Annotated in this window: 17 protein-coding genes and 1 tRNA gene; 6 read left to right on the top strand and 12 right to left on the bottom strand. The window is 52.1% G+C overall.

The window, feature by feature from the left end:
- Window positions 1–61: 61 nt before the first annotated feature.
- Window positions 62–811, top strand: a complete 750-nt coding sequence (locus ACZZ0K_RS02450) for a hypothetical protein (protein WP_056790170.1) — start codon at window positions 62–64, stop codon at window positions 809–811.
- Window positions 812–846: 35 nt separating this feature from the next.
- On the opposite strand, the gene ACZZ0K_RS02455 is transcribed toward ACZZ0K_RS02450, so the two are convergent.
- Complete coding sequence (locus ACZZ0K_RS02455; RefSeq protein WP_016773313.1) at window positions 847–1,176, bottom strand: hypothetical protein; 330 nt, start codon at window positions 1,174–1,176, stop codon at window positions 847–849.
- A gap of 220 nt (window positions 1,177–1,396) precedes the next feature.
- Here ACZZ0K_RS02455 and ACZZ0K_RS02460 point away from each other — a divergent pair, with 220 nt between their 5' ends.
- The 5 genes from ACZZ0K_RS02460 to ACZZ0K_RS02480 all read left to right on the top strand — a co-directional run bounded on the left by ACZZ0K_RS02460 (window position 1,397) and on the right by ACZZ0K_RS02480 (window position 8,526).
- Window positions 1,397–1,615, top strand: a complete 219-nt coding sequence (locus tag ACZZ0K_RS02460) for a DUF6429 family protein (RefSeq protein WP_463558947.1) — start codon at window positions 1,397–1,399, stop codon at window positions 1,613–1,615.
- 171 nt (window positions 1,616–1,786) lie between these two features.
- The gene (locus ACZZ0K_RS02465; protein WP_258707164.1) at window positions 1,787–2,143 is read left to right on the top strand and encodes a DUF7079 family protein; all 357 of its coding nucleotides are present in this window, start codon (window positions 1,787–1,789) and stop codon (window positions 2,141–2,143) included.
- Between the two features lie 1,767 nt (window positions 2,144–3,910).
- Entirely contained in the window at window positions 3,911–4,984 is a 1,074-nt protein-coding gene (gene drt3a / locus ACZZ0K_RS02470; protein ID WP_463559736.1) for an antiviral reverse transcriptase Drt3a, read from the top strand.
- Window positions 4,985–5,170: 186 nt separating this feature from the next.
- On the top strand, window positions 5,171–7,297 hold the full coding sequence (drt3b, locus tag ACZZ0K_RS02475; protein ID WP_463558948.1) for an antiviral reverse transcriptase Drt3b: 2,127 nt from the start codon (window positions 5,171–5,173) through the stop codon (window positions 7,295–7,297).
- Window positions 7,298–7,941: 644 nt separating this feature from the next.
- A complete protein-coding gene (locus tag ACZZ0K_RS02480; RefSeq protein ID WP_463558949.1) occupies window positions 7,942–8,526 on the top strand; it encodes a hypothetical protein in 585 nt (194 codons plus the stop codon).
- 432 nt (window positions 8,527–8,958) lie between these two features.
- Here ACZZ0K_RS02480 and ACZZ0K_RS02485 read toward each other — a convergent pair whose 3' ends face one another.
- The 11 genes from ACZZ0K_RS02485 to ACZZ0K_RS02535 form a co-directional block, all read right to left on the bottom strand.
- Window positions 8,959–9,732 (bottom strand): hypothetical protein, encoded by a 774-nt coding sequence (locus ACZZ0K_RS02485; protein ID WP_463558950.1) that lies wholly within the window; start codon window positions 9,730–9,732, stop codon window positions 8,959–8,961.
- Window positions 9,733–10,428: 696 nt separating this feature from the next.
- Complete coding sequence (locus ACZZ0K_RS02490; protein WP_463558951.1) at window positions 10,429–10,794, bottom strand: histone-like nucleoid-structuring protein, MvaT/MvaU family; 366 nt, start codon at window positions 10,792–10,794, stop codon at window positions 10,429–10,431.
- A 313-nt stretch (window positions 10,795–11,107) separates the two neighbouring features.
- Window positions 11,108–11,950, bottom strand: a complete 843-nt coding sequence (locus tag ACZZ0K_RS02495; RefSeq protein ID WP_463559738.1) for a chromosome segregation protein SMC — start codon at window positions 11,948–11,950, stop codon at window positions 11,108–11,110.
- Window positions 11,951–12,176: 226 nt separating this feature from the next.
- A complete protein-coding gene (locus ACZZ0K_RS02500) occupies window positions 12,177–15,095 on the bottom strand; it encodes a DUF927 domain-containing protein (RefSeq protein WP_463558952.1) in 2,919 nt (972 codons plus the stop codon).
- The gene (locus ACZZ0K_RS02505; protein WP_085655302.1) at window positions 15,092–15,364 is read right to left on the bottom strand and encodes a DUF3077 domain-containing protein; all 273 of its coding nucleotides are present in this window, start codon (window positions 15,362–15,364) and stop codon (window positions 15,092–15,094) included. Before ACZZ0K_RS02505 ends, ACZZ0K_RS02500 begins: the two co-directional genes overlap by 4 nt.
- Entirely contained in the window at window positions 15,361–15,645 is a 285-nt protein-coding gene (locus ACZZ0K_RS02510; RefSeq protein WP_463558953.1) for a hypothetical protein, read from the bottom strand. Before ACZZ0K_RS02510 ends, ACZZ0K_RS02505 begins: the two co-directional genes overlap by 4 nt.
- A gap of 534 nt (window positions 15,646–16,179) precedes the next feature.
- Complete coding sequence (locus tag ACZZ0K_RS02515) at window positions 16,180–16,485, bottom strand: hypothetical protein (RefSeq protein WP_085606852.1); 306 nt, start codon at window positions 16,483–16,485, stop codon at window positions 16,180–16,182.
- Window positions 16,482–16,763: a helix-turn-helix transcriptional regulator gene (locus tag ACZZ0K_RS02520; protein WP_169431792.1), complete on the bottom strand. Its 282-nt coding sequence runs from the start codon at window positions 16,761–16,763 to the stop codon at window positions 16,482–16,484. The genes ACZZ0K_RS02515 and ACZZ0K_RS02520 overlap by 4 nt, the downstream gene beginning before the upstream one ends.
- 100 nt (window positions 16,764–16,863) lie before the next feature.
- A complete protein-coding gene (locus ACZZ0K_RS02525; RefSeq protein ID WP_463559740.1) occupies window positions 16,864–17,715 on the bottom strand; it encodes a hypothetical protein in 852 nt (283 codons plus the stop codon).
- Between the two features lie 279 nt (window positions 17,716–17,994).
- Window positions 17,995–19,236 carry a tyrosine-type recombinase/integrase gene (locus ACZZ0K_RS02530; RefSeq protein WP_463558954.1) on the bottom strand — a complete coding sequence of 414 codons (1,242 nt, stop codon included), beginning with the start codon at window positions 19,234–19,236 and terminating at the stop codon, window positions 17,995–17,997.
- Between the two features lie 164 nt (window positions 19,237–19,400).
- Window positions 19,401–19,485: transfer RNA gene (locus ACZZ0K_RS02535), tRNA-Leu, on the bottom strand.
- Window positions 19,486–19,577: the final 92 nt, after the last annotated feature.

A 19,577-nucleotide genomic window follows, 5' to 3' on the forward strand; every position in this document is an offset into this window, starting at 1 on the left:
GTGGACGGAACGATAGCAAAATAGTAGCGTCGCGCCATGCCTTCTCTGTAATGGACTACCCATGTTTTCCACAACCCGTTTGCTGCAACTGCTCGGCGCTCTCACCCTTGCCGTCTCCATTACCCCAGCCTTCTGCTTCGCGAAAGAACACCCGCAAGCCAGCTGGGATTACTACCTCGCCAATTGCCAGCGGATGCAGGAGACAATCGCCGACGTCCAGAGCGGCCGCGTCTCCGCTGCCTATGCACTAACGTCCGGCCTGCAAGACAGCCTCGCCTCCATGAACGAGCGCCGCCTTAACCTGCTACCGCAACACCTCGACTCCAGCGAGTATGCCCACTGCGAAAACGTCGCGGCCCATGCCGAGGCAACCCTGGCCCAAGGCAAAGCCGAGTTCGCCGCGCAAATGCAACGCGGTGTGGAGGAGGGCCGAATTGCGCACCAGAACTCCCCCGCCTATCAACGCGCCCGTTCCCTCGGCTACAGCGACGTCGGCGACATCTCCTTCCTGAAACTGCACGAAGACACCGACGGCGAAGCCCGCCTGAAAACCATGCTCATCACCGTCGACGAAATCTGCGGCCAATACTTCCGCGCGACGCAATACGTGAAGCCCTATGTGATCTACACGGTGCGACCATCGGATGGCGGCTGTGGCGAAGTGAAGCGTGTTGCGATAGTTGGCGGAGGGCAACCAGAGAAGGGCGACTACATTGATCCCAACGGCGAATTTCAGTACATGGGCTGGAAAAAACTGGTGGGCGCTGACGGCTTCCCAACAGATATTCGAGTGCTTAAAGCACGTCGCTGATCAGGAGAGATACCGGCATGGCTGTAGCGCGGCACTCAAAGAATGTCGCGCAGATACCCCTTCAGTGCGAGCAGCGGCTGCCCCAGCTGCTCCACCGACCGCGCCTGAGCCAACTCCGCCGACAACTTGCGCAACTCCCGCCCCAAGGGCTTCTCGACCCCACCCAAAGCATCCAGCGCCAGGTTCAGGCATTCGTTCATCTTGAACTGAATGGCCTCGACATCGCCGCGTTTCACCAGTAACTCGAAAACATCTTTCTGATAATCGCCCATGACCATGTCATCGCGCAGGATCGGGCTCAGCCCCTCTTCTTCGTAGGCGAGTTTGAGGGAGAAAAGGGCGACGGTTTCCAGTGAGGTTTCCATGGGGATGTCTGTCAGTGAAGTGAAGGGCTTGAGCCCGATGCGCGAAGTACCAGCGGAAGTCTATTTTGCGGGCGCGATTATACGGGCGGTCATCGCATGCGAGGCAACCAGCAATCGGCCATCTAAACTCTCAAGCTCGCGCAGCATTGACATCCACTTTGATACGACGCTTTGATTACAAAAACTGAACATCAGCGGAGTGACCATCATGGAATACGACATGAAAATGATCGACGACGCCGTCCTTGCTCTCCTGGCTGCCTATAGCTCCGACGACGGCAATGCGTGGAAGGGCTATGACTTCGAAATCATGAACCGCTTGCACGAACAGGGTTTGATCAGTAATCCGGTGAACAGGAACAAGTCGATATGGTTGACGAAGGAAGGGATGGAGCGGGGGCGGGAGATTGCTGGGCGGATGTTTGGGGCTAAGGAATAGGTTGGGCAAGCGCCCGATTCTGGACTTGAGCTGTTGCTCGGCAAGATGACGTCAGTTTTGGCCATGGCTCGCCATAGCGATATGCATACGATTGGCGTCGGCGCGGTTACACGCAGATCTGCAGACGAAACGGTAGCGAGTTACTGGATAAGGAATCGGAGGATTTTTGCATTGGGACATCTTCTGAATGAACCACAACTGACTAGGGTCAGAGATGCCTTATCAGAGCCTTTCAATCATTTCCCCACTGATTACGACTACGTCGTTCGTCAGCTCAAGGGCGTTGATCCAGCGGTGCTCTACAAGATTTTTTATTCAGAAGTAGCGCCAGTGTGTTTCACAAACATTGCTGCAGTCCTGCCTACTGTGTGGACTGGGTTCGACCCTGCTTGGCTCAGATCCGAGATAGAGGAGAGGCTCGCGGCGCGACGGCGCAATTGGTTTCGCAGGCAGTACGACAGATTGTTGGTGCGTTGGTTGGAGTACAACTATGACTACATGTGGAAGGAGATAGCCTCTAGGCTATGAGGACGGTTGCATGCGGTTTGGTATTCCTCGATGGTAAAAGCCACCTTTTGTTTCACCTATGCGGTGATTCATGTCGCTTCAAGCTCAATCGTCGGGCGGGGCTTTAGTGGTCGGCATTGCACCAACCACTTTTCACCAGACGAAAAAAAGGCCCTGCTTGCGCAAGACCTTTTTCTCGGTGATGGTGCCGAGGGAGACTGTAGTCTTCCATGTAATCCGTGGCCTACAGCCAGATTTCACGGTTCGGGATACACGTAGGGATACAGCTTGCTTGGCCCTATGATCGCACAATCTCAGATCTAGGCTAAAAATCCCCTATCGGTAGTCGAAAATCTAGCTGGTGTGGCAAGGATTGCAGCAATAGTAACAACCATTAATCCTTAGGGTGGGGTTAGCCGCTCGAGCGGCGCTTACAGCACCAGCGCACGATGTATGACTTCCCAGCGATGCCTGATTGGCAGGCAACGGCATGAACTGACAGCCAGTCGTCGTGTTGTGCACTTCGTAGTCGCCATTTGCTTGAACGTTTCTATTCACGATAAATGATGGCATTTGCTAGTCCTCGCTTCCGTGTGTCGGATCGGTAGTGACTCAAGTGTTCTAACCATGTGTGCCGTACTGGCGGAAATCGCGATGGCTAGCAGTGGTGGAGGTTAGCTGCAGCATGGCAGAAAGCAATCAGTCGCCAGAAAGCCGCCGGGGACCCTGGGACTATCTGAAGGACACGGGGTCGGAAACCCGCGGGATCTTATTAGCGGCACGACTTCGAGCTTATTGAATTTCAATCATTGAAATCGAAAGGATTTCGTTGAAAAAGGGCCATCGTTACCGCGTTGGTAACGATGACCTGTCGTGTTGATGGTTCCGCACGTTTTCGGTCGTCAACCGTGTCAACCTGTCAACCAATGCAAAAAAGTCAGCCACTCTCAAGATCCTGCGGGTTTTATGCCCCGTGTCATTCAGAAATGCTCAGGGTCCCCGGCGACCTCCAATCATCTTGTGCAATTGCACTGGTGAACCGTGTGTTCACCCGGTTCACCTGTTCACTAAGCTGGGCACCTGTCCGCTAACAAAGTCCGGCGGGTTTCCGACCCCGTGTCTCGAAGAAAACCTCAGGGGCCCCGGCACAATACGGGAGATACACCTGACGTTCGCTGGTGGGATTGATCCTTACGGGGTGTGGGGGTATGTACCCCTCAAAAATGCGGTGTAACTCGTGTAACTGGTGTAACGATGGTTGGTAAGTAACTCTATTTATTTAATATTTATGATGTTACATCGGCTGCGTACACAAACATTTAGGCGTGTAACTCTGCCATCTGGTGTAACGCTCCGATGCTCGAAAGAGGGACGGAGGAGGTCATGTCCATGCGCAGGAGACCAGGAACTTCCCCACTCCCAGTCCGCCCAATAGACGCGATTAACGGGTTGTAATCATCAGTTTGGCCGCTCTGCCAGCGATCAGTCAGCAGTCGTAACGGGCCGCTTTCAGCCAATAGCAGCCATTACCGACCGGCAGCAACCGCAGAAAACGGCCAAAAGCGCCCAAAAGCGCCCCATCGGATTACTAGAAAGTCAGAGACTCTTCAACCAATCGTGGATTCGTTGGGAATTTTGCATCGGGATGGGTGATTAACTCAAACGAGCATTGCCTAATAAAATCTATCTTAAGACCGGTATTGTGAATCGAAAATCGGGTACAGTCCGTTAGTGAGCATGTCGAAATAGACAGTTAGTAAGAATAAATATGGAAGGGTTGTCTTGTCTATGGATCAGTCTTTTTCAATAAAAAATCTTAATGACTTGCTCAAAGGCGATAGGGAGAAAGGAGGGGATCTTGAAGAGCGATATATTCCTGCTGCCTTCGATATAAGAGTCAAACTCTACAACCTGAACAAACTTAAATCGTTCTCGAGGTACCGATTCCGCACTGGAAAAATTACGCCAGCATTCTATGAGAAGCGTATGTCTCGCCTGACTATGGTTATAGACAAGCGCAAAATTCAGCACGGACGTTTAGTTGACTTTGAGCTTGAAAGAGTCTCTAAAATAATTAGTGGAAAAGAATTCAGAATAAATGTAGCTCTCCTGCCTGCTCTGATTGGAGGGAAAAAAGTTTACGGAGTCGGAAATAGTTTAGAGCAGGTTCTTGCAATTAGATTTGTTCAGAGAGCACTGAAGGTCCTGTACGAGCTCCGTATGCCGTCACGCGATATACTAGTTAGTCAAATAAAGTCATTGGCTTTAGATGGCGTACCCAAATATATAATAAGGTCGGATGTCGAGTCGTTTTATGAATCTGTCAGACACAAGGAGTTGCTTGATGGAATTCACCAGGCTCCAGAGCTGTCGGTACTTATTAAAAGGATTTTAACGCGACTTATGAAAGATTACGTCGTCGTTTCTGGGGACAAAAATGGATTGCCGCGCGGCATAGGAATAAGTGCATATCTATCTGAGATATATCTGTCGAGTATTGATGCTGAAATTAGACGGCAAGATAATTTATTTTATTACGCCAGATATGTTGATGATATGGTGCTTATGTATGCCCCCCAGCGAAAGGAGCTTGCAGCGAAATATTTAGAAACTCTCAGCAAAATACTTCATGGGAAGGGGCTAAAATTCAACGATAAAACAAAATCCATTGATTTGCTAGAAGAGTTCAAAGGTAAATTTGATTATCTTGGATATACATTTGACGTCTCCAGTAGCACTTCCGGTGTGCAACTGAGCCAAAGAAAAATCAATAAATATAGATCGCGTATCGACAAAGCTTTTTCAGATTACAACTCAAAGTTTACATTTATTCCAAAAAGTCTGAAGAGGAGTTGGTGCTAAGGTGCCTTTTCTTAACTGGAAATATGCGCTTGTTCAATAGGAAAAGCAACGCATTCATCGGTGTTTATTTCAGCAATAAATATATAACTGATACTAGTCAGCTTTCGGGATTAGATCACTACTTTCGCTATAAAATTAGAGGCATAGCTAGTCCGTCATTGGCGAGAAAGCTTTCGAAGCTATCTTTTGAAAAAGGTTTCAAAGAAAAACTATTTAGAAATTTTGATTCAAAGCAGCTTTCAGAACTTTCGCGAGGGTGGAGGCATGTCTAGAAAAAAAGCATTGTCTATAAACTTTCCTGTAGAGCGGGTAGTGTTGTCTGATGTGCTTCCATATGAAGTTCCGATAGTTTTTTCGAATAGGTATTTTTATAGATTCCTATGTGAGCACGATATAAAGCTTAACGAAAACAGAATTTCATGGCGCTACAGCGATGAAGTGCTAGATAACCTTGTGAAAATGGTTCTAGGTGTTCAGCCTACTACGGCTGTTCGACATGCTGCCGATAACGGCAGGCCCGTATCCATAATAGAACTAGACAAATCAGACCTTGTCCATACTATTCCCTTCATTTTCTCGACTACGCATAAGCAGGATCAGTTGCGCCAGTTGTCGCTAATGCATCCAAAAGGTCAGTTGCTGGTAGTAGATTTCTATGACCAATTTAAAGATTTGATGATTTATTACACTGGTCGAAGTGAATTCAGTCTGCGATCACCAAGGCGAGTTGCTGGGTGTACGTATATCGACTTTCGCTCGCAAATTGAACGGCAGGATAAATCTGACACTTTGGTAGAAGTAGATGGCGAAAACTATGAGAACTTAAAATCTTTTTTTGTATATGAGCGGTTCAGTAATGTTTTCAAATTTTACGAGTCTAGAGAGCACCTCCGTAGCGAACGCGATTTCAGAACACTAACGAAATTTGATGTTTCTGGGTGTTTTGATAGCATATATACTCACTCGCTAGCATGGGCGATATACGGAAAAGATTTTGCGAAGCAGAATCTTAAAGCTATATTAGGGTCATTTGCGGGTAAGTTTGACTCATTGATGCAAAAGTTGAACCATAACGAAACGAATGGAATACTAATCGGCCCGGAGGTTTCAAGGATTTTCGCTGAAATAATCCTCCAGGCAGTTGATGTTGATATCGCCGGCAAGTTGCTTGAAAAGGGATATGTACATAATTCAGACTTTAAGATTTATCGCTACGTAGATGATTACTTCGTCTTCTACAATAGTGATGAAGTCTGCCACCAGATAAAAATGACACTTCAGGAAAGCTTAAAACTATATAAGCTATCATTAAATAAGGGGAAGGAAGAAACTCTAGGGCGCCCTATAATCACGCCAATCTCTATCGCAAAAAAGCGTATCTCTGATCTTTTTGATCGTGCACTAGCTTATGAGATCGCTTCAGAAGTTAAGGAAGGTGAAACATTGCCAAGGGGGCAGATTTATATTGGCAGGTCTTCACTTATAACTGACTTCAAGTCTATTCTTGCAATCTCTGGAGTCAATTATGGCGAAATTCTTAATTACTCTCTTTCAGTAGTTGAACGAAAAATTGGCTCTTTGATTGAATCTTACAAAAAAATAGAGAAAGTTGGCGGTGTCGATAAAAGTTTTTCAAAATCAATGGAAGCCCTTCTTGGTTTTGTGTTTTTTATCTATGCTGTATCGCCAAAAGTCAACACAACGATTAAGCTTTGTCGAATATGTCAGCGCGTTCTTTCTTTTTATAAGCTTGAGCCCATAGGGCTCAGCTATGAGGCATTAGTCTCGCAAGTAATATACGAAAGATGCCGGAGCGTTATGGAACATAATTCAGATGGCAAAAGCGCGAAAATTGAGGTCATGTATCTTCTGGTTTTAATGCGCCAGCTTGGTAAAAACTATCGTATAGATGAAAAGGTGCTTGGCCATAGCTTCGGCTTTGAACTTTTAGACGGGCAATATCAAGCGAAATCCAGTTTGAATTACTTTTCAATAGTGACTCTTCTTTTTTATATAGAGAACAAGGCTCGTTATTCATTGCTAAGAAGCGCTTTGGAAAAACATATATTGGAGAGGTTTAGACTGAGGCAGGACTCGTTGGTCGGTGACTCTGAAATGATTCATTTAGCGTTAGATCTTGTCGCATGCCCCTTCGTAAGTGACGAGACCAAGATTAGAATCTTACAGTTGTACGGCGTACCTGCAAACAACCTACTCAGACTTCAAAAGTATGGCAAATATTGGTTCACCAAATGGGGCGAATTCGATTTTTCTAAAGAGCTAGACGCTAAGGTCAGTCAGGAAGTATATTGAGTGGGATGCATCACGCACATAGAAGACCGTTTGCGGTCGCACACACCAGCATCATGGCCCGGTTGTTCTATGCACGAAAACCTTGCCTCGTTGAATCCTCGTGAGTTCTGCGGTCTTGACTCCTTCACTCTCCTCATAGCTTTAGGCCTACCAGGAGAGTGAAGGATGCTCGATTATCTTAGCTATCATCCCTGATGGCTGCATTTGGCCGAAAGCCACACTCACGAATGACCGCTGTCGGCCAGACGCGCAGGATCGTCAAAGTCTTGGTTCGCGGCCGCCCATCGTGCGGTTCTCCCTAACCTTGCGCAAGTCATCATGGAACTCATGAGAGCCGTTTGCTAACCAGCGGTGCTGGTCAACCAGTCACAGAAAAAGGCTACGACGCCGGATTCTGTCGGCGATGCTGCAATCGCTATTGCATTTAGCATGTCATGCTTTGTAGGGTCATGAAGCGAGAGTTACAAGCTGGTTTGCTGCGATCACGATGACGAATACTTTTCGTAGAGTTTTATCATTCGTTGCAATTGAGTTTTGGTAACGTGATCGTATCCGGATCTATATTTATTCGAACCGGAAGACTTTGTGCTTATATCATGCATTGCTGAGAGCTTTATGTAAGTTTTTTTGGGGGGAGGAATATTTTGATTTCAAATACTTTGTTATTGGAAGAGATCGTCGAGAATCTCGGCGGGGATGATGATTTTATTGAGAATACTGTCCCGCTATCGGCGGAGGATGAAATGCTCATAGGACGATTCGTTCAACAGTATTGCTGGGCGGATTTAAATGCTCGGCGCGCCGTGAATTACCTAAGGCACATTAATAGAGGAGATGCACGTAATTTCTCTGGGGGCTTAAATGATAAGGATGTACTTAACCATCTGGCTTCTGAAGCGGCAGCCTTGAAGGATTTGTCAGCTGTCAATAGTGGTTTGAGTGCAACAGTGGAAACGCTAGAGATGCACCGCGACTTGCGCCATAAGTTCGCTCACTGGGCTGGCCGTCGAGCGAAACATCACAACGCCTTCGTTCTACTGACCAGTAATGCATCGAAGGCTCAGAGTGAAGGGATAGCTATTTTGGAAGTCGGCATGTTAGGTTTTGACGTCTTATCTGTTCATGATCTTGAACGAGAGATAGTGAATCTTGTTTCTCATAATGAATATTTGGCGCGGGCTGTTAATTTTTTAGGTAACTACATCAAAGATCCTGCATCGGTATTATGATGTAGAATTACGTGAATTTGCGTTAACGCCTGGGCTAATCCCTTTGCTGAATCGCCTCTAGTTCGATAGACGTCATTAGGTGGCTGCTTTTGCCTGAGTGAGCTGTCCAGATTAGCCCTTTGAGACAGGCAGCAATCGGTAAAAACATTCATCCTCGACTGACTGCTTTTGGCCGTAAGCTGCCATCTCGGAGGGCAGCATTGGGTCGATTGCGATCAGTCGTGACCGGCAGCTTTCGACCCGAAGCGGCCGCTCGCCAGGGGGGCGTTCGCCCAGAAGCAGCTTTGCGAATGTGTCTACGACACTGGTGGCGATTCAAATACTAGCGAGCATGCATTGCACGGTTGTGCCAGTCATCACTGAAAGTAAGGGAACGGTAGCAGTTTCAGCGTGTACACACTTTCTTCATGCAACTGCTTCCGGTAGTCGTGATCATTCCCTGTAAGCATTGAGATTTGTGCTAGGATATGTTTGCCGAATGTAACTTACAAGACGCTGATACGCTTGTTCGTACTCAGTCGCAATTTTTCTCGCCGCCGTCAATGCTTTATTTGACAAAGTCGAGTCCAGCTCCTTGTTTAGTGCCAACTTATGATTTGTTCCGCTGTAGTCGATACTTGAGACATAGACAGGTGCGTCGCCCATAAAAGAGCGTATGTGCTGGTGCAATTTGGCACTGGCATTAAAAAAACCATCTAGTTTTGAATTCAGATCCCGGTCTGAGAATGGATATATATGAGGGTTTGAACGTTTAAATATCTCCCATGCGTCCAGAGGGATCAAAATTCTCTGAGAAAAAAATTCAGGAAAATCGTTGATGTATACAAGTAAGTGAGCGAATGGCATAAAACTGAAAACTTCGGTCAGTATACTGGCTATACGATCATGCTCTGAGTTTTTATTGCCTGATGACGGTTGAGCCCTAAGATTCTTGACATGGGCGTATAATTTTAAACGATAATTTCTAACCTCTGAAACGGTATAGTTCTTCGTTTGTCTTGTTGTTGAGTCGTAAAGATCATGATGATCCATGCATAGCCAAACTAAATCTTCAAAGCGTGTCTGAGTATTATCTTTGTTCAGATGAGCAATCTGCCCTCGCTTTTCTGTCGCGTCATTTTTCAGGCCAAAGCAAAGCGCACATATGCGCATGCTGGCGAAGAACAGCTCATTTTGGACGTGATCGGGTATTCTGTTTCTGGCCACACGTTATTCCTGATGGGTATAGATTATCGATTAAGCTGCGAGATCTGAGCGTAGATTAAGAGCGCGCTGGTGACTTGTCTATGAACGGCCGTGATCTGGACTCCTTTCAGGCATGTCCTTTTTAGCAGACCTCTGCTGAGTATCCCGAGGTCGAGAGGGGGGCTCAGGAACGACTCCCTAGGCCGAAAGCAGACGTCCGTGAGCGGCGGCTAGTGGGCAGACGCGGTCGTCAAGAAAAAATCGTGGAGGGCAGCCAGGAGCCGCTCGTTTCTAGCGGTTGGGAGGGCAGAGTAATACTTCGCGGAAGGCTTCATCACCCGTGAGGAGCGCAGAGTGATGATCCAGAAGGCTGCAGCGAACTACAGGAAAGCAGTCGAGGGCGTAGGGCAAGGCACCTAGCATTAGCCCAGATGGGTAGAGCTGCGCTGGAGCGATCAATGTTCGCCATGGTGAATTGTAGCTGGTCGGGGGTCGATCACTTCGACAGACAGACTATGGTCGGCATTTATCGAGCAGGTGATAGCGCATTGCGGGAGGCGCCGAGACAACAGGTCGCCAATTTCACGTCTGCTCATTGTGTCCACAACGTTGACTCCTTTTGCTGATGGTAGCGATTCTTAGATGGTGAGGTCGCAGGCGCAAAGGATGTAATCAACAAAAGAAAAGGCCTCTAAGAGGCCTTTTATTCAAGCTGCGTTATTTCTTCACCCAGCTTTCAACTTCGTCGGCACCGTGCTTGGTTTTCCACTCCTTCAGCGTCTTGTGATTGCCGCCTTTGGTTTCGACCACTTCGCCGGTGTGCGGGTTCTTGTAGACCTTCAGAGCGCGAGGCTTACGCTTGCCAGGTGCCGCCGCTTGTGTTGAAGCGCGCTTCGTGCTTTGCGGATCCAGCAGGTTGATGATGTGCTTGAGGCTGAAGCCGTATTGGTTGAGCAACTCGCGCAGCTTGGTTTCGAACTCGATCTCTTTTTTCAGCGCGCCATCGCTCTTCAGTGCTTCCAAAGCCTGAAGCTGTTCGGCGAGGTGCTTTTCGAGCTGGCGGTATTCGGCAAGTTTGGACATGTTTGATTCCTACATTTGTTTGATGACAGTTTGAATGTTCGTGCGGCTCACAAGTTCAGCGCTATTCTGACAGTTTAAGATACTCTCGGATGCTGATGATCTCTGCTTTTATCAATTTCACGGTGAGAGTCTCGACTTTCGTTTTTATGCGAGGTTTGTCCACGAATTCCAGCATTTCCTTTAAGGAGACTATTCGTGCATTCAGTAGGTCTTTCCAGTTGGGGGTGTTTCTAAGGTCAAATTGAATGATCATTTTGTAACCTGTGGAGGTTAAACAGCCTACCTGCGTAAGCTGTTTCGGTGGCTCAGCGCATTACAACGCGAGAACTTCTTGGATTGAGTATTTGGAGGCGCGATTCCACAAATCAGAGCTGGTCCAGTTGCGGAAATTTTCGCCTTCTTCAGGAAGTACCAATTTCCTGAGACTGATTTGGTCGCCGCCAACGAGATTGATGGCAGACCAGAGCTTGCCTCCCATTTCCAGCAACTCTTGAGCTTTCTCGTTCCACTGTTCCTCGAGAACAGTCTGCGCCAAGAGCAACGCCCTTCGTTCGATGGTTTTGTGCTCTTTCCGCGCCTCGTCGATGTGTTGATCCACGATGACGAGTTCCTGCTCCAGCGCGGCAATAATCAGAAGCTGCCGGCGATGCTGTTCGCTCGCAGTCGCCAGATTCTTTGCAGCCTTCTGGGCGTCGGCGTTGGCGGTTTTCTCGCCCTCGGTGTCGCCCCAGGCCACGGCTTGTGCATAAGCGGTCGCTGCATCGGTTTCGGCTTGCCGAGCCTTGGCTATGTCCTCTTCTGCCTGCTGCTGGATCTGGGCCAAGCGGGTGCTGAGGCTGTCGCGTTTCTCGTTGAGCTCCTGTTCGTCGGCTTTCCAGTTCGTCATCGATTCGACGTAGCCCGCCATCAGGGTTTCATGATTGACCAGCTGTTCGCGTCGTCGAATTCGAGCGTCTGCGTAACTAGCGCGTGTCTTGCAGGAGTCGTAAGGAATTTTGAGGGTGTTGTACTGTTTTCGAATTTCATGCAGTCGATCTGCATCGAGTTCGTCCTCGTTTTCCAAGAGCGCTTCCAATGGAGCTATTTGCACGTAGTGCTCCGCTGCCTCCCTCAGCAGGCTATCGCGGTGGCTGGTCCACTCTTCGATTTCGCCCATCAACACTCGCTTCTTTTCACATACGCCGATTACTTCGCCGGTGGCTGCTACGGGCAATGAGAGCCCTGTTTCATGGCCATCTGGATCACTGGCCAGCAGTTCGTGTTGTTCGGTGGAAGTTTGGAATTCGTTCATCTGTCTTGTTCCTAGAAAATGGGTTTGGGTTGAATGAGCGGCTGGCGAGGCCGGGAATAAGCCGGCGCTACCTCGATCAGCGGAGATGCCCTCAGGCAGCCCGAGCCTCGCTGTCATCCGTTCCCGGAATCGCCTTCACGATGTAGCAGCGTTGCTGCCCGAGGCCGGGTAGCCGCACCAGACTCGACGCCTTGCCGTCGCTGCTCGGTTCCAGCACACCGCGCTGCAGTAGCTCCTTGTTCACCGCCGTGAGGTTCATGCCTCGGAAGATCTCCGAGCGCCACGCCTCGGTCAGCACGTAATAGGTGTTGGTGGTGTGCATGGTGTCGCCCATGCCGTGCTCCAGCGTCTTGCGAAAGCCTAGGCGGTCAATAGTGCGCGGGCCGTGTTCGTCGATCTTGGCCGCTGCCGATTCCCAGCGTGTGAAACGGCTTTCACCAAAACGCTCGATGACCTGGCGCAGCCGCGCCAAGATCGCATCGCCCTCGAAGTTTCCGGCGCCGCCGCGCTCGTGGAGCCATGCGTTTAAGCACACCCGAGCGGCGGTGGTGGCCGTGCCGTCCGGCCAGCCGGTGATGCCCATCGCGGTGGCCAGCTCGCCTGCTGCGGCGGCGAGGCCGAAGCGAGCAGCGGCACGGTGTGCCTGTCCACTCGCGGACGCAGGGAGCGACTTGGCAATAAAGCCTTCCAGCGTGCGGCGCAGGATTGCCGCCCAGCCGTGGCGCTTGCCGGGTTCGCACAGCGCAGTCAGGAACGCGGTAAGCGGTGTGCCGTAATAGTTCGCCACCCGCGCTTTGAGTGCGTCGGACAGAGCGGCCGCATCTTCGAAACCGTTGAGCGTGTCGAACATGCCCAGACCTTTGCTGGCATCCGCCGGAACGGCGAGCATGCGTACCTCCATACCCGCTTTAAGCTCCTTGTTGGCTTCGGCCATGTGCTGCGCCAAGGTCTTCTCGCCGGTGGAGAGAAACAGCAGACGCCATTCCTGCACCTGCCGGCCTGCTTGGCCTCGATCATTGGCCCGAGCCTTACCGGTGCCGTTGCCCAGCATGTACACCGTCTCGCCGATGATGCGGGCATCACACATGCCGATTTCATCGAGCACCAGAAGCCCGTCGGAATGCGCGGCAGCGATTGACTCCAGCGCGTTGTCGGTCGACCGCCACGAGCGCACCAGACGCGGCCCGCCGTAGATCGAGGCGGCTACTTGCAGGTGAGTGGTCTTGCCGCCGGAGCTGTCACCGTACAGGTGAAAGCCGCCCGATTCGTGGCCGAGCATGTGTAGCAGGGGGCCGGCGAAGGCCACGCCGACGACAAACGCCAAGCGATGGTTGCCGATGCACAGCGCGCCGATCTGCTGTTGCCATTGCTCCAACGTGCCTGCTTCGCTGATCGGCGGAAGTTGCGCGCCGGCCTCGTAGAAGTGCAGGTGTTCCGCGTGCATGCCGACCTGCTGCTCAGGCAACAAAAAGGCGTTGTCATGCCAGCCCAAACGGGTGACCAGTCGCGCACGTTGCGCACTGTCGAAGCCTCCCAGGTAACTCTGCAAATCGTTGCGTGCGTTGCGTCCCGAGCGACTGCCTGCCAGACGCAAACCCATGTCCACCAGCGGGCCGAGAACATCCTTGCCGAAGTCGCCAGTCATGGTGCGCGCCGGAATGTTCCAGCGTTTCTTGGTGCCGTCGGGATCGTCGAACTCGACCAGCAAGCCCCAGTTGTGGCCCTTCTCGTCACGGGTACGCGCAAGGATCGCCAGCGGCGAACATACCGGGCGTGCTTCGCCGTCGTCGCCCGCATAAAACACACCTTCGGGCGTCAGGCGAAAGCCACCGGGCATCAAGTCGTTTTTCGATTTTGCCGGGCGCTTGGCTGCTGCTTTAGGTTTCGCTTCTGGCTCCGGTTCCGGCTTGGGTTCTACCGGGGCAACTACAGGTTTTTCTTCGAACACACCGAACAGCTCGCCGCCGCTTTCCAGCGCGGTGAAGTGGCCGGCGGTCCAGCCTTTGTCGAGGGCATCGGCCGCATCGTCGCCGTCATCCCATTGACCACCTTTTGCAAACGCGGCGCGGTCGTTCTTCAACGTAGGCTTGCGTTTGAACACCTCGAGCGCGATGACTCGGACCGAGGCGGCGCCGATTTCACGCAGCTTCTCGGCGACGTTGTCCATGCAGGTTTTACCGCTGTCGTCGTTGTCCGGCCACAACACCACGTCGCGTCCCTTGAGCGGCGTCAGGTCGGCTTTGTGCCAGGAGTTGGAGCCGTTAGGCCAGCAGGTGGCCACGTAGGTCGGCAGCAGCTCGGCGGCGGCATCGGCCGCTTTCTCGCCTTCGCACAGAACCACTGATGCGTCAGCGCGCTGGGCCAGTTCATCAAGGCGCAGCAGCGGACGCGGATCCGGCAGACCCTGCCAGCGCCATTGTTTGGTTTGGCTATCGGCGCGCTGACACCATGTCAGGGGCGCAAAGACCTTCTTTGGCTTGCCGTCTTCATCCGGGCCGAGGTCGAAGCGATACAGCGCCATGAGCGGCTGACCCTGCGCGTCACGGTAGATCCAGACCTTGGACGGCACACCGTGATCACGGTGCTTGGTCGGACACTTGTTCATGACCTCGGTCGGGATCGGCTGGATGGCGTTCCATTTTGCTGCCTTGGGCTTGCTCGGAGCGGCCATTGTCTTGGTGGCGCCGGGCGCAACGTTCAGCCAGTCGGCCAGTTTGTTGCAAGCCTCGACGTCGGTGCCGCCGTCCAGATAGCGCACCAGATCGATCAGGTCGCCGCCTTTGTCGCCGGTGGCAAAATCTGCCCAGGTGCCCTTGCTCAAATTGACCTTGAGCGATCCGGCGCGCTTGTCGCTACGGGTTGGATTCGGAGCGGTGTATTCCTTGCCGCCGTCCACGCGCTTACCGTTGGGCAACCAGTGCGACAAGACACGATCAATGTCTTTCAGCGCGGCGGCTTTCACGTCGGCGAAGCTTGGACGTTTCGCGGTGCTATTCGGGCATTGGCTCATGTGTCAGCCCTCGGTAGAAACAGCGCGTCGTTGATGTCATCGATCAGCGCTTTGGCCATCTCGCCCAGGTACAGAGCGGGCCAACTGAAACGCTCGCCGTGGTCACTCATGGCAGCGTCGAAGTTGAGCTGGTTCGCGTGATGTTGCAGCAACGACACCATCTCCAGCGCGTCCTCGACGGGTACTCCGGCATTCACCCGAAATAGCTTCAGGTCGGTGGCATTAACGCGAGAAAAGGTAGCGTGGCCCGGTGTGGTGGAAATGCTCATAGCGCACCGCCTTTCTGCACCGCAGGGGCTGAAGTGTTGTCACCGTGCATGGCCAGCGTTTTGATCAACCCGAGGGTGCCGCGCACGTCCCAGAGGACTGCGGCAATCACGTGATTGGCAAGGCGCGAGGATTCGTTTTCGAAGTGATCTTCCAGTAGCGTCAGCACCGAGTCAGCACGGTCAATGGCGCAGGTGATGGCGTCGATGGGTACACCGGCTTCTGCGGTCGGATTCACGCAGAGCAGATCTTCGGGCAGGGCAAAACTCAGGGCGCTGTTCATTGGACACCGCCTGCGGATTCGAGCGCGCGGGCTTTGGCCATGTGAGCGTTGTAGCGTGAGAGGCGTGTAGCGAGGCTGGAGTTGGCGTGTAAAGCGGCGAGAGCCATTGCACGGTGTGCAGCGGCGCGAATTTTGGACGGATTGAGGGCGTGTTGCATTTGTGAAGGCTCCTTGTACTGAGGAACCGCCACCGTCTGCCGCCAAGCAGATTAGGGTGACGGATTGCGCAGGATTGGCGGACCGGCGTACAAGGAGACCGGCGCACCCGAGGGTGCTCCTACGCAACCCGCCATAACACGGGAAAGCGGGCACAAAAAAAGCGCCTGCAATCGTAATGGGGGCGCTGTTGCGCCTTGTACAGTTTGGGCCGCCAAGCCCAATCGCTGAATTTGCAGCGATGGCCAGAGAGTAACGTCCGTTTTTCGAAAGTGCAACTGCGCTGATGGCTTGCGGTTTTTTCAGGTGCGGCATAAATTGTTCGTACATGTAGATTGACCTCAACGCCTCCGGATCGCCCCCGGAGGCGTTTTTGTTTCAGGCATGGGCTTCCCAGCGCAGGGAGAGAAGGGGCAGGAATCCGCCGCTGAGCATGGAGCGGGCATCTTCGTAGGCGTCGACCTGCTGGCCTTCGTCTACGACCACGGCCCCGGTCTTTTCGCAGTGAAGGGAGAGGGCGCACCAAGTGCCGTCGGCCCAGCTGAGCACGCTGACAACGCGACCTTGCTTGTCCTGCTGGCTGCGGTAGCGTTCAAGGCGCTGCATGACGCGAGTCGAGAAACCGATCCGACGCAACACGGAAAAGGGATGCATCAAAGCGTTGTTTGCAGTCTTGTGGCTCATGCAGCCACCTGATCGCGTGCCTCGATGCGGCTGCGCGCCCACGCTTGAACTTCGGAAAGGACCCAGGCAACAGGGGCGCCGCGTGCGTTGCTGTTGCTCAGCTTGACGGGCTGCGGAAAGCCGCAGTCGGTGCGCTGCATCAGTTTGTAGATGGTCGAACGCTTCATCCCCACGATGCCTTCCACCTCCCGCATGCGGATCAAAGTTGAAGTGGCATCAAAAAGTGAGGTGGCGTTGACGGGAGTCTTGCGGGGAAAATCGGTAACAGAGGTGTTCATAGGTATTGCTCTCGATTGATTTGGACAACGAGAGCAATGGTCTAGAAAATCGTCTGCGGGAAGCAGTTCACTTCCAATTGAAATTTCGGTGAACCTTTGTTCACAGCACGAAGTTGCGCTTGAGTATGGCCTCTACGCTTTTGCGGGTCAGCGCTTTTTCGGTTTCCAGCGTCAGCCACTCCGCGCGCTGCTTGGGCGGTTTGGAAACCTCCCGTTCCAGCCAAGCGTGTACCGCCGTGGTCACGTTTCGTCGTGGCATTCCGCTCGTCACGTAGTGGCGACCTTGCCTAATGATTGCTGTATCCCGTGCGCTGATTTCTTCGTTACGCTCCATTCCGCTGATGATGCCGCCCTTAGTGCGTATAGCGTTCTTGATTGCTCTGTAAGCAGTAGGGGTCAGTTCGTCACTGATCAAGCAGGGTAGGGTTGTTATGGGCTCCAGAAACAGCATGTATTGTTCTAGTGCCTGAATGCGTTCAATGGGATCGACCTGTCCCTCTACGACGAGACAATAAATATCCCACGGACAATCCGTGGGAGGTTCAGCAACATGTGACCATGCCTCGTCTTCCGTGGAGCGCATCCAGTCAGCTAATGCGCTTAGCGCTTTTACTGCGCAGGCCATGACATAGGCTGCATATGCATCGCGCTCCGAAGCTGAAGGGCAGCTGCTGTATTGGCGAACCCAATGTGCAAGACGATTTTTTTTGTCGGTTGAGGCGTACTGAAAAATGGCCTCTTCATGCATCGTTGTCTGTATGCACATGCTGCTCATATCGCTGCTCATATCGCTGCTGATATCGCCGTTCTGGATGCGTACGCAGCATTGATTGATTAGCTCGCATAGATCAGTGATCTGTTCATTGCAGAGCTCATAGAGCGGTTGACCGGAGAGATATTGAAGCAGGCCGGCAGTTAGCGCCGTGTGCAAAATTGGATGAGTTTCAATCATGCCCATGGTTCTCTACGTGTAACGCTCTATCCCTCGCCCTGCGAGTTGGATGCGTTTCCAGCGATATTTGCGCTCTGGCCCAGCTTGGAGAACTTTGGCCCGCAGCATGCGAGGGGCTTATTCTGGTGTTACACGAACGGCGTGCGTTACATCGCATGTACGGAAGGTTGTGCAAGAGTGTAACGGGATTGAAAGTCAATGAATCCGGGCGTTTGGCCGGCATCGTTACACGAGTTACACCTGTAACACGGATTTTGAAGGTGGTATGAATAAGTGCATTCATACCGCTTTTCCAAATTGTCCCTTGATTGCCTTTTCGCTTGCTAACGCATCAAGGTGGTCTGCATACCACTGCATCATCTTCACTCGATGCTCAAGGTATTGAGCCTTGTTGTAGACCCCCGATATTCCCTCTTCTTTGTGAGCAAGCTGCGCTTCGACGTGCTCCTTCGGCCAGCCGTGTTCCCTGAGCAGAGTGCTGGCGGTGTGACGGGTACCATGACCAACCAATCGCCCCTTGTAACCAACTGTCGCGAAGACCTTGTTGATGGTGTTTTCGCTAATCGTTGGGTTCTTAGCGCCCACCCCAGGGAACAGCCAGCGACTACGACCTGTGAGGCAATAAAGTTCTTTGAGAGCGGAAAGCGCTTGCTTAGGGAGTGGACACACAAAGTCTCGGCGCATCTTCATCTTGGCGGCAGGCGTCGTCCATATCGCTTTATCCAGGTCAAACTCTTTCCATTCAGCTAATCGAACCATGCCCGGTCTGGATGCGGTCCAGATGCAGAGCCATGCAGCAGTTCGGGCCGTCAGCCTGCTGGGGGTGTTTTTGAGTGCTTGGAGGAACTCTGCCAACTCTGGCTCCAGCAAATGAGGATGCTGCTGAGTCTTTGGGGCTTGAGCTGCAATATCTCGGAGGCGACTGCCAGGATCGTTTTCCGTGAGGCCTAAGCCGATGGCTCGTCCGAATATCTGATTGATCCACGTGCGGCACTTTTCCGCCACGTTGTGTGCGTCTCGGGCTTCAAGTGATGCTTGGAGCTCCGCACAGTCAGTACGAGTGATTTCGTCCAAGGGTTTATCACCCAGCGCCGGGAGTATGTCTTTGTCGAGATAAGTGCGGATTTTGTTAAGGGTGGAAGGAGCGAGTCCCTTTTCTTCCTTGGCCTTGAGCCAAGCTTCAGCAGCCGCTCGGAAGGTACGAGTCTTGGCAGCATCAATTGCCGCTTTGGCAGAGCGTTTTTGTTCGAGAGGATCGGCCCCGCTGCTCACGACCTTGCGCAGTTCAGCAGCTTTATCCCGTGCCAACGCACCGCTTACTTCTGGGTAACCCCCCAGCCCCATCCAAGCCCAATTGCCCGCCGGACGTTTGTAGCGGAGCTGCCAGGATTTACCACCATCAGGTTTTACCCTGAAGTAGAGGCCGTTTCCGTCCAGCTCTCGGTATTCCTTTAATTCCGACTCCAATCCCGCAAGTGTCGTATCAGCGAGAGGGCGGCGCTTGATGTCTGCGCGCTTCATCCTTGTATCCCAAAGTTCGGTATTTTTCTCAGGATACAAGCAGGGATACAGGGATACAACGGATAAGGGGAGACAGGGATAAACAGACAGGCACAAAAAAACCGGCCAAGTGGCCGGTTTCTCTGGGTCTGAGAGGCAGGTAGAGACTCTCAGATACTGCTATGTGGTGCCCCGAGGGAGACTCGAACTCCCACTCCTTTCGAAAACGGATTTTGAATCCGCCGCGTCTACCAATTCCGCCATCAGGGCTCAATGGCGGCGAAGTATAGAGAGGTGATTACCGTTGGTCAATCACGTTTCATGGTCAATTTTCGATATTTCCGCTAGACTTTCCGGCCCTG

It is taken from the genome of Pseudomonas sp. AC255 (genome assembly GCF_979258175.1).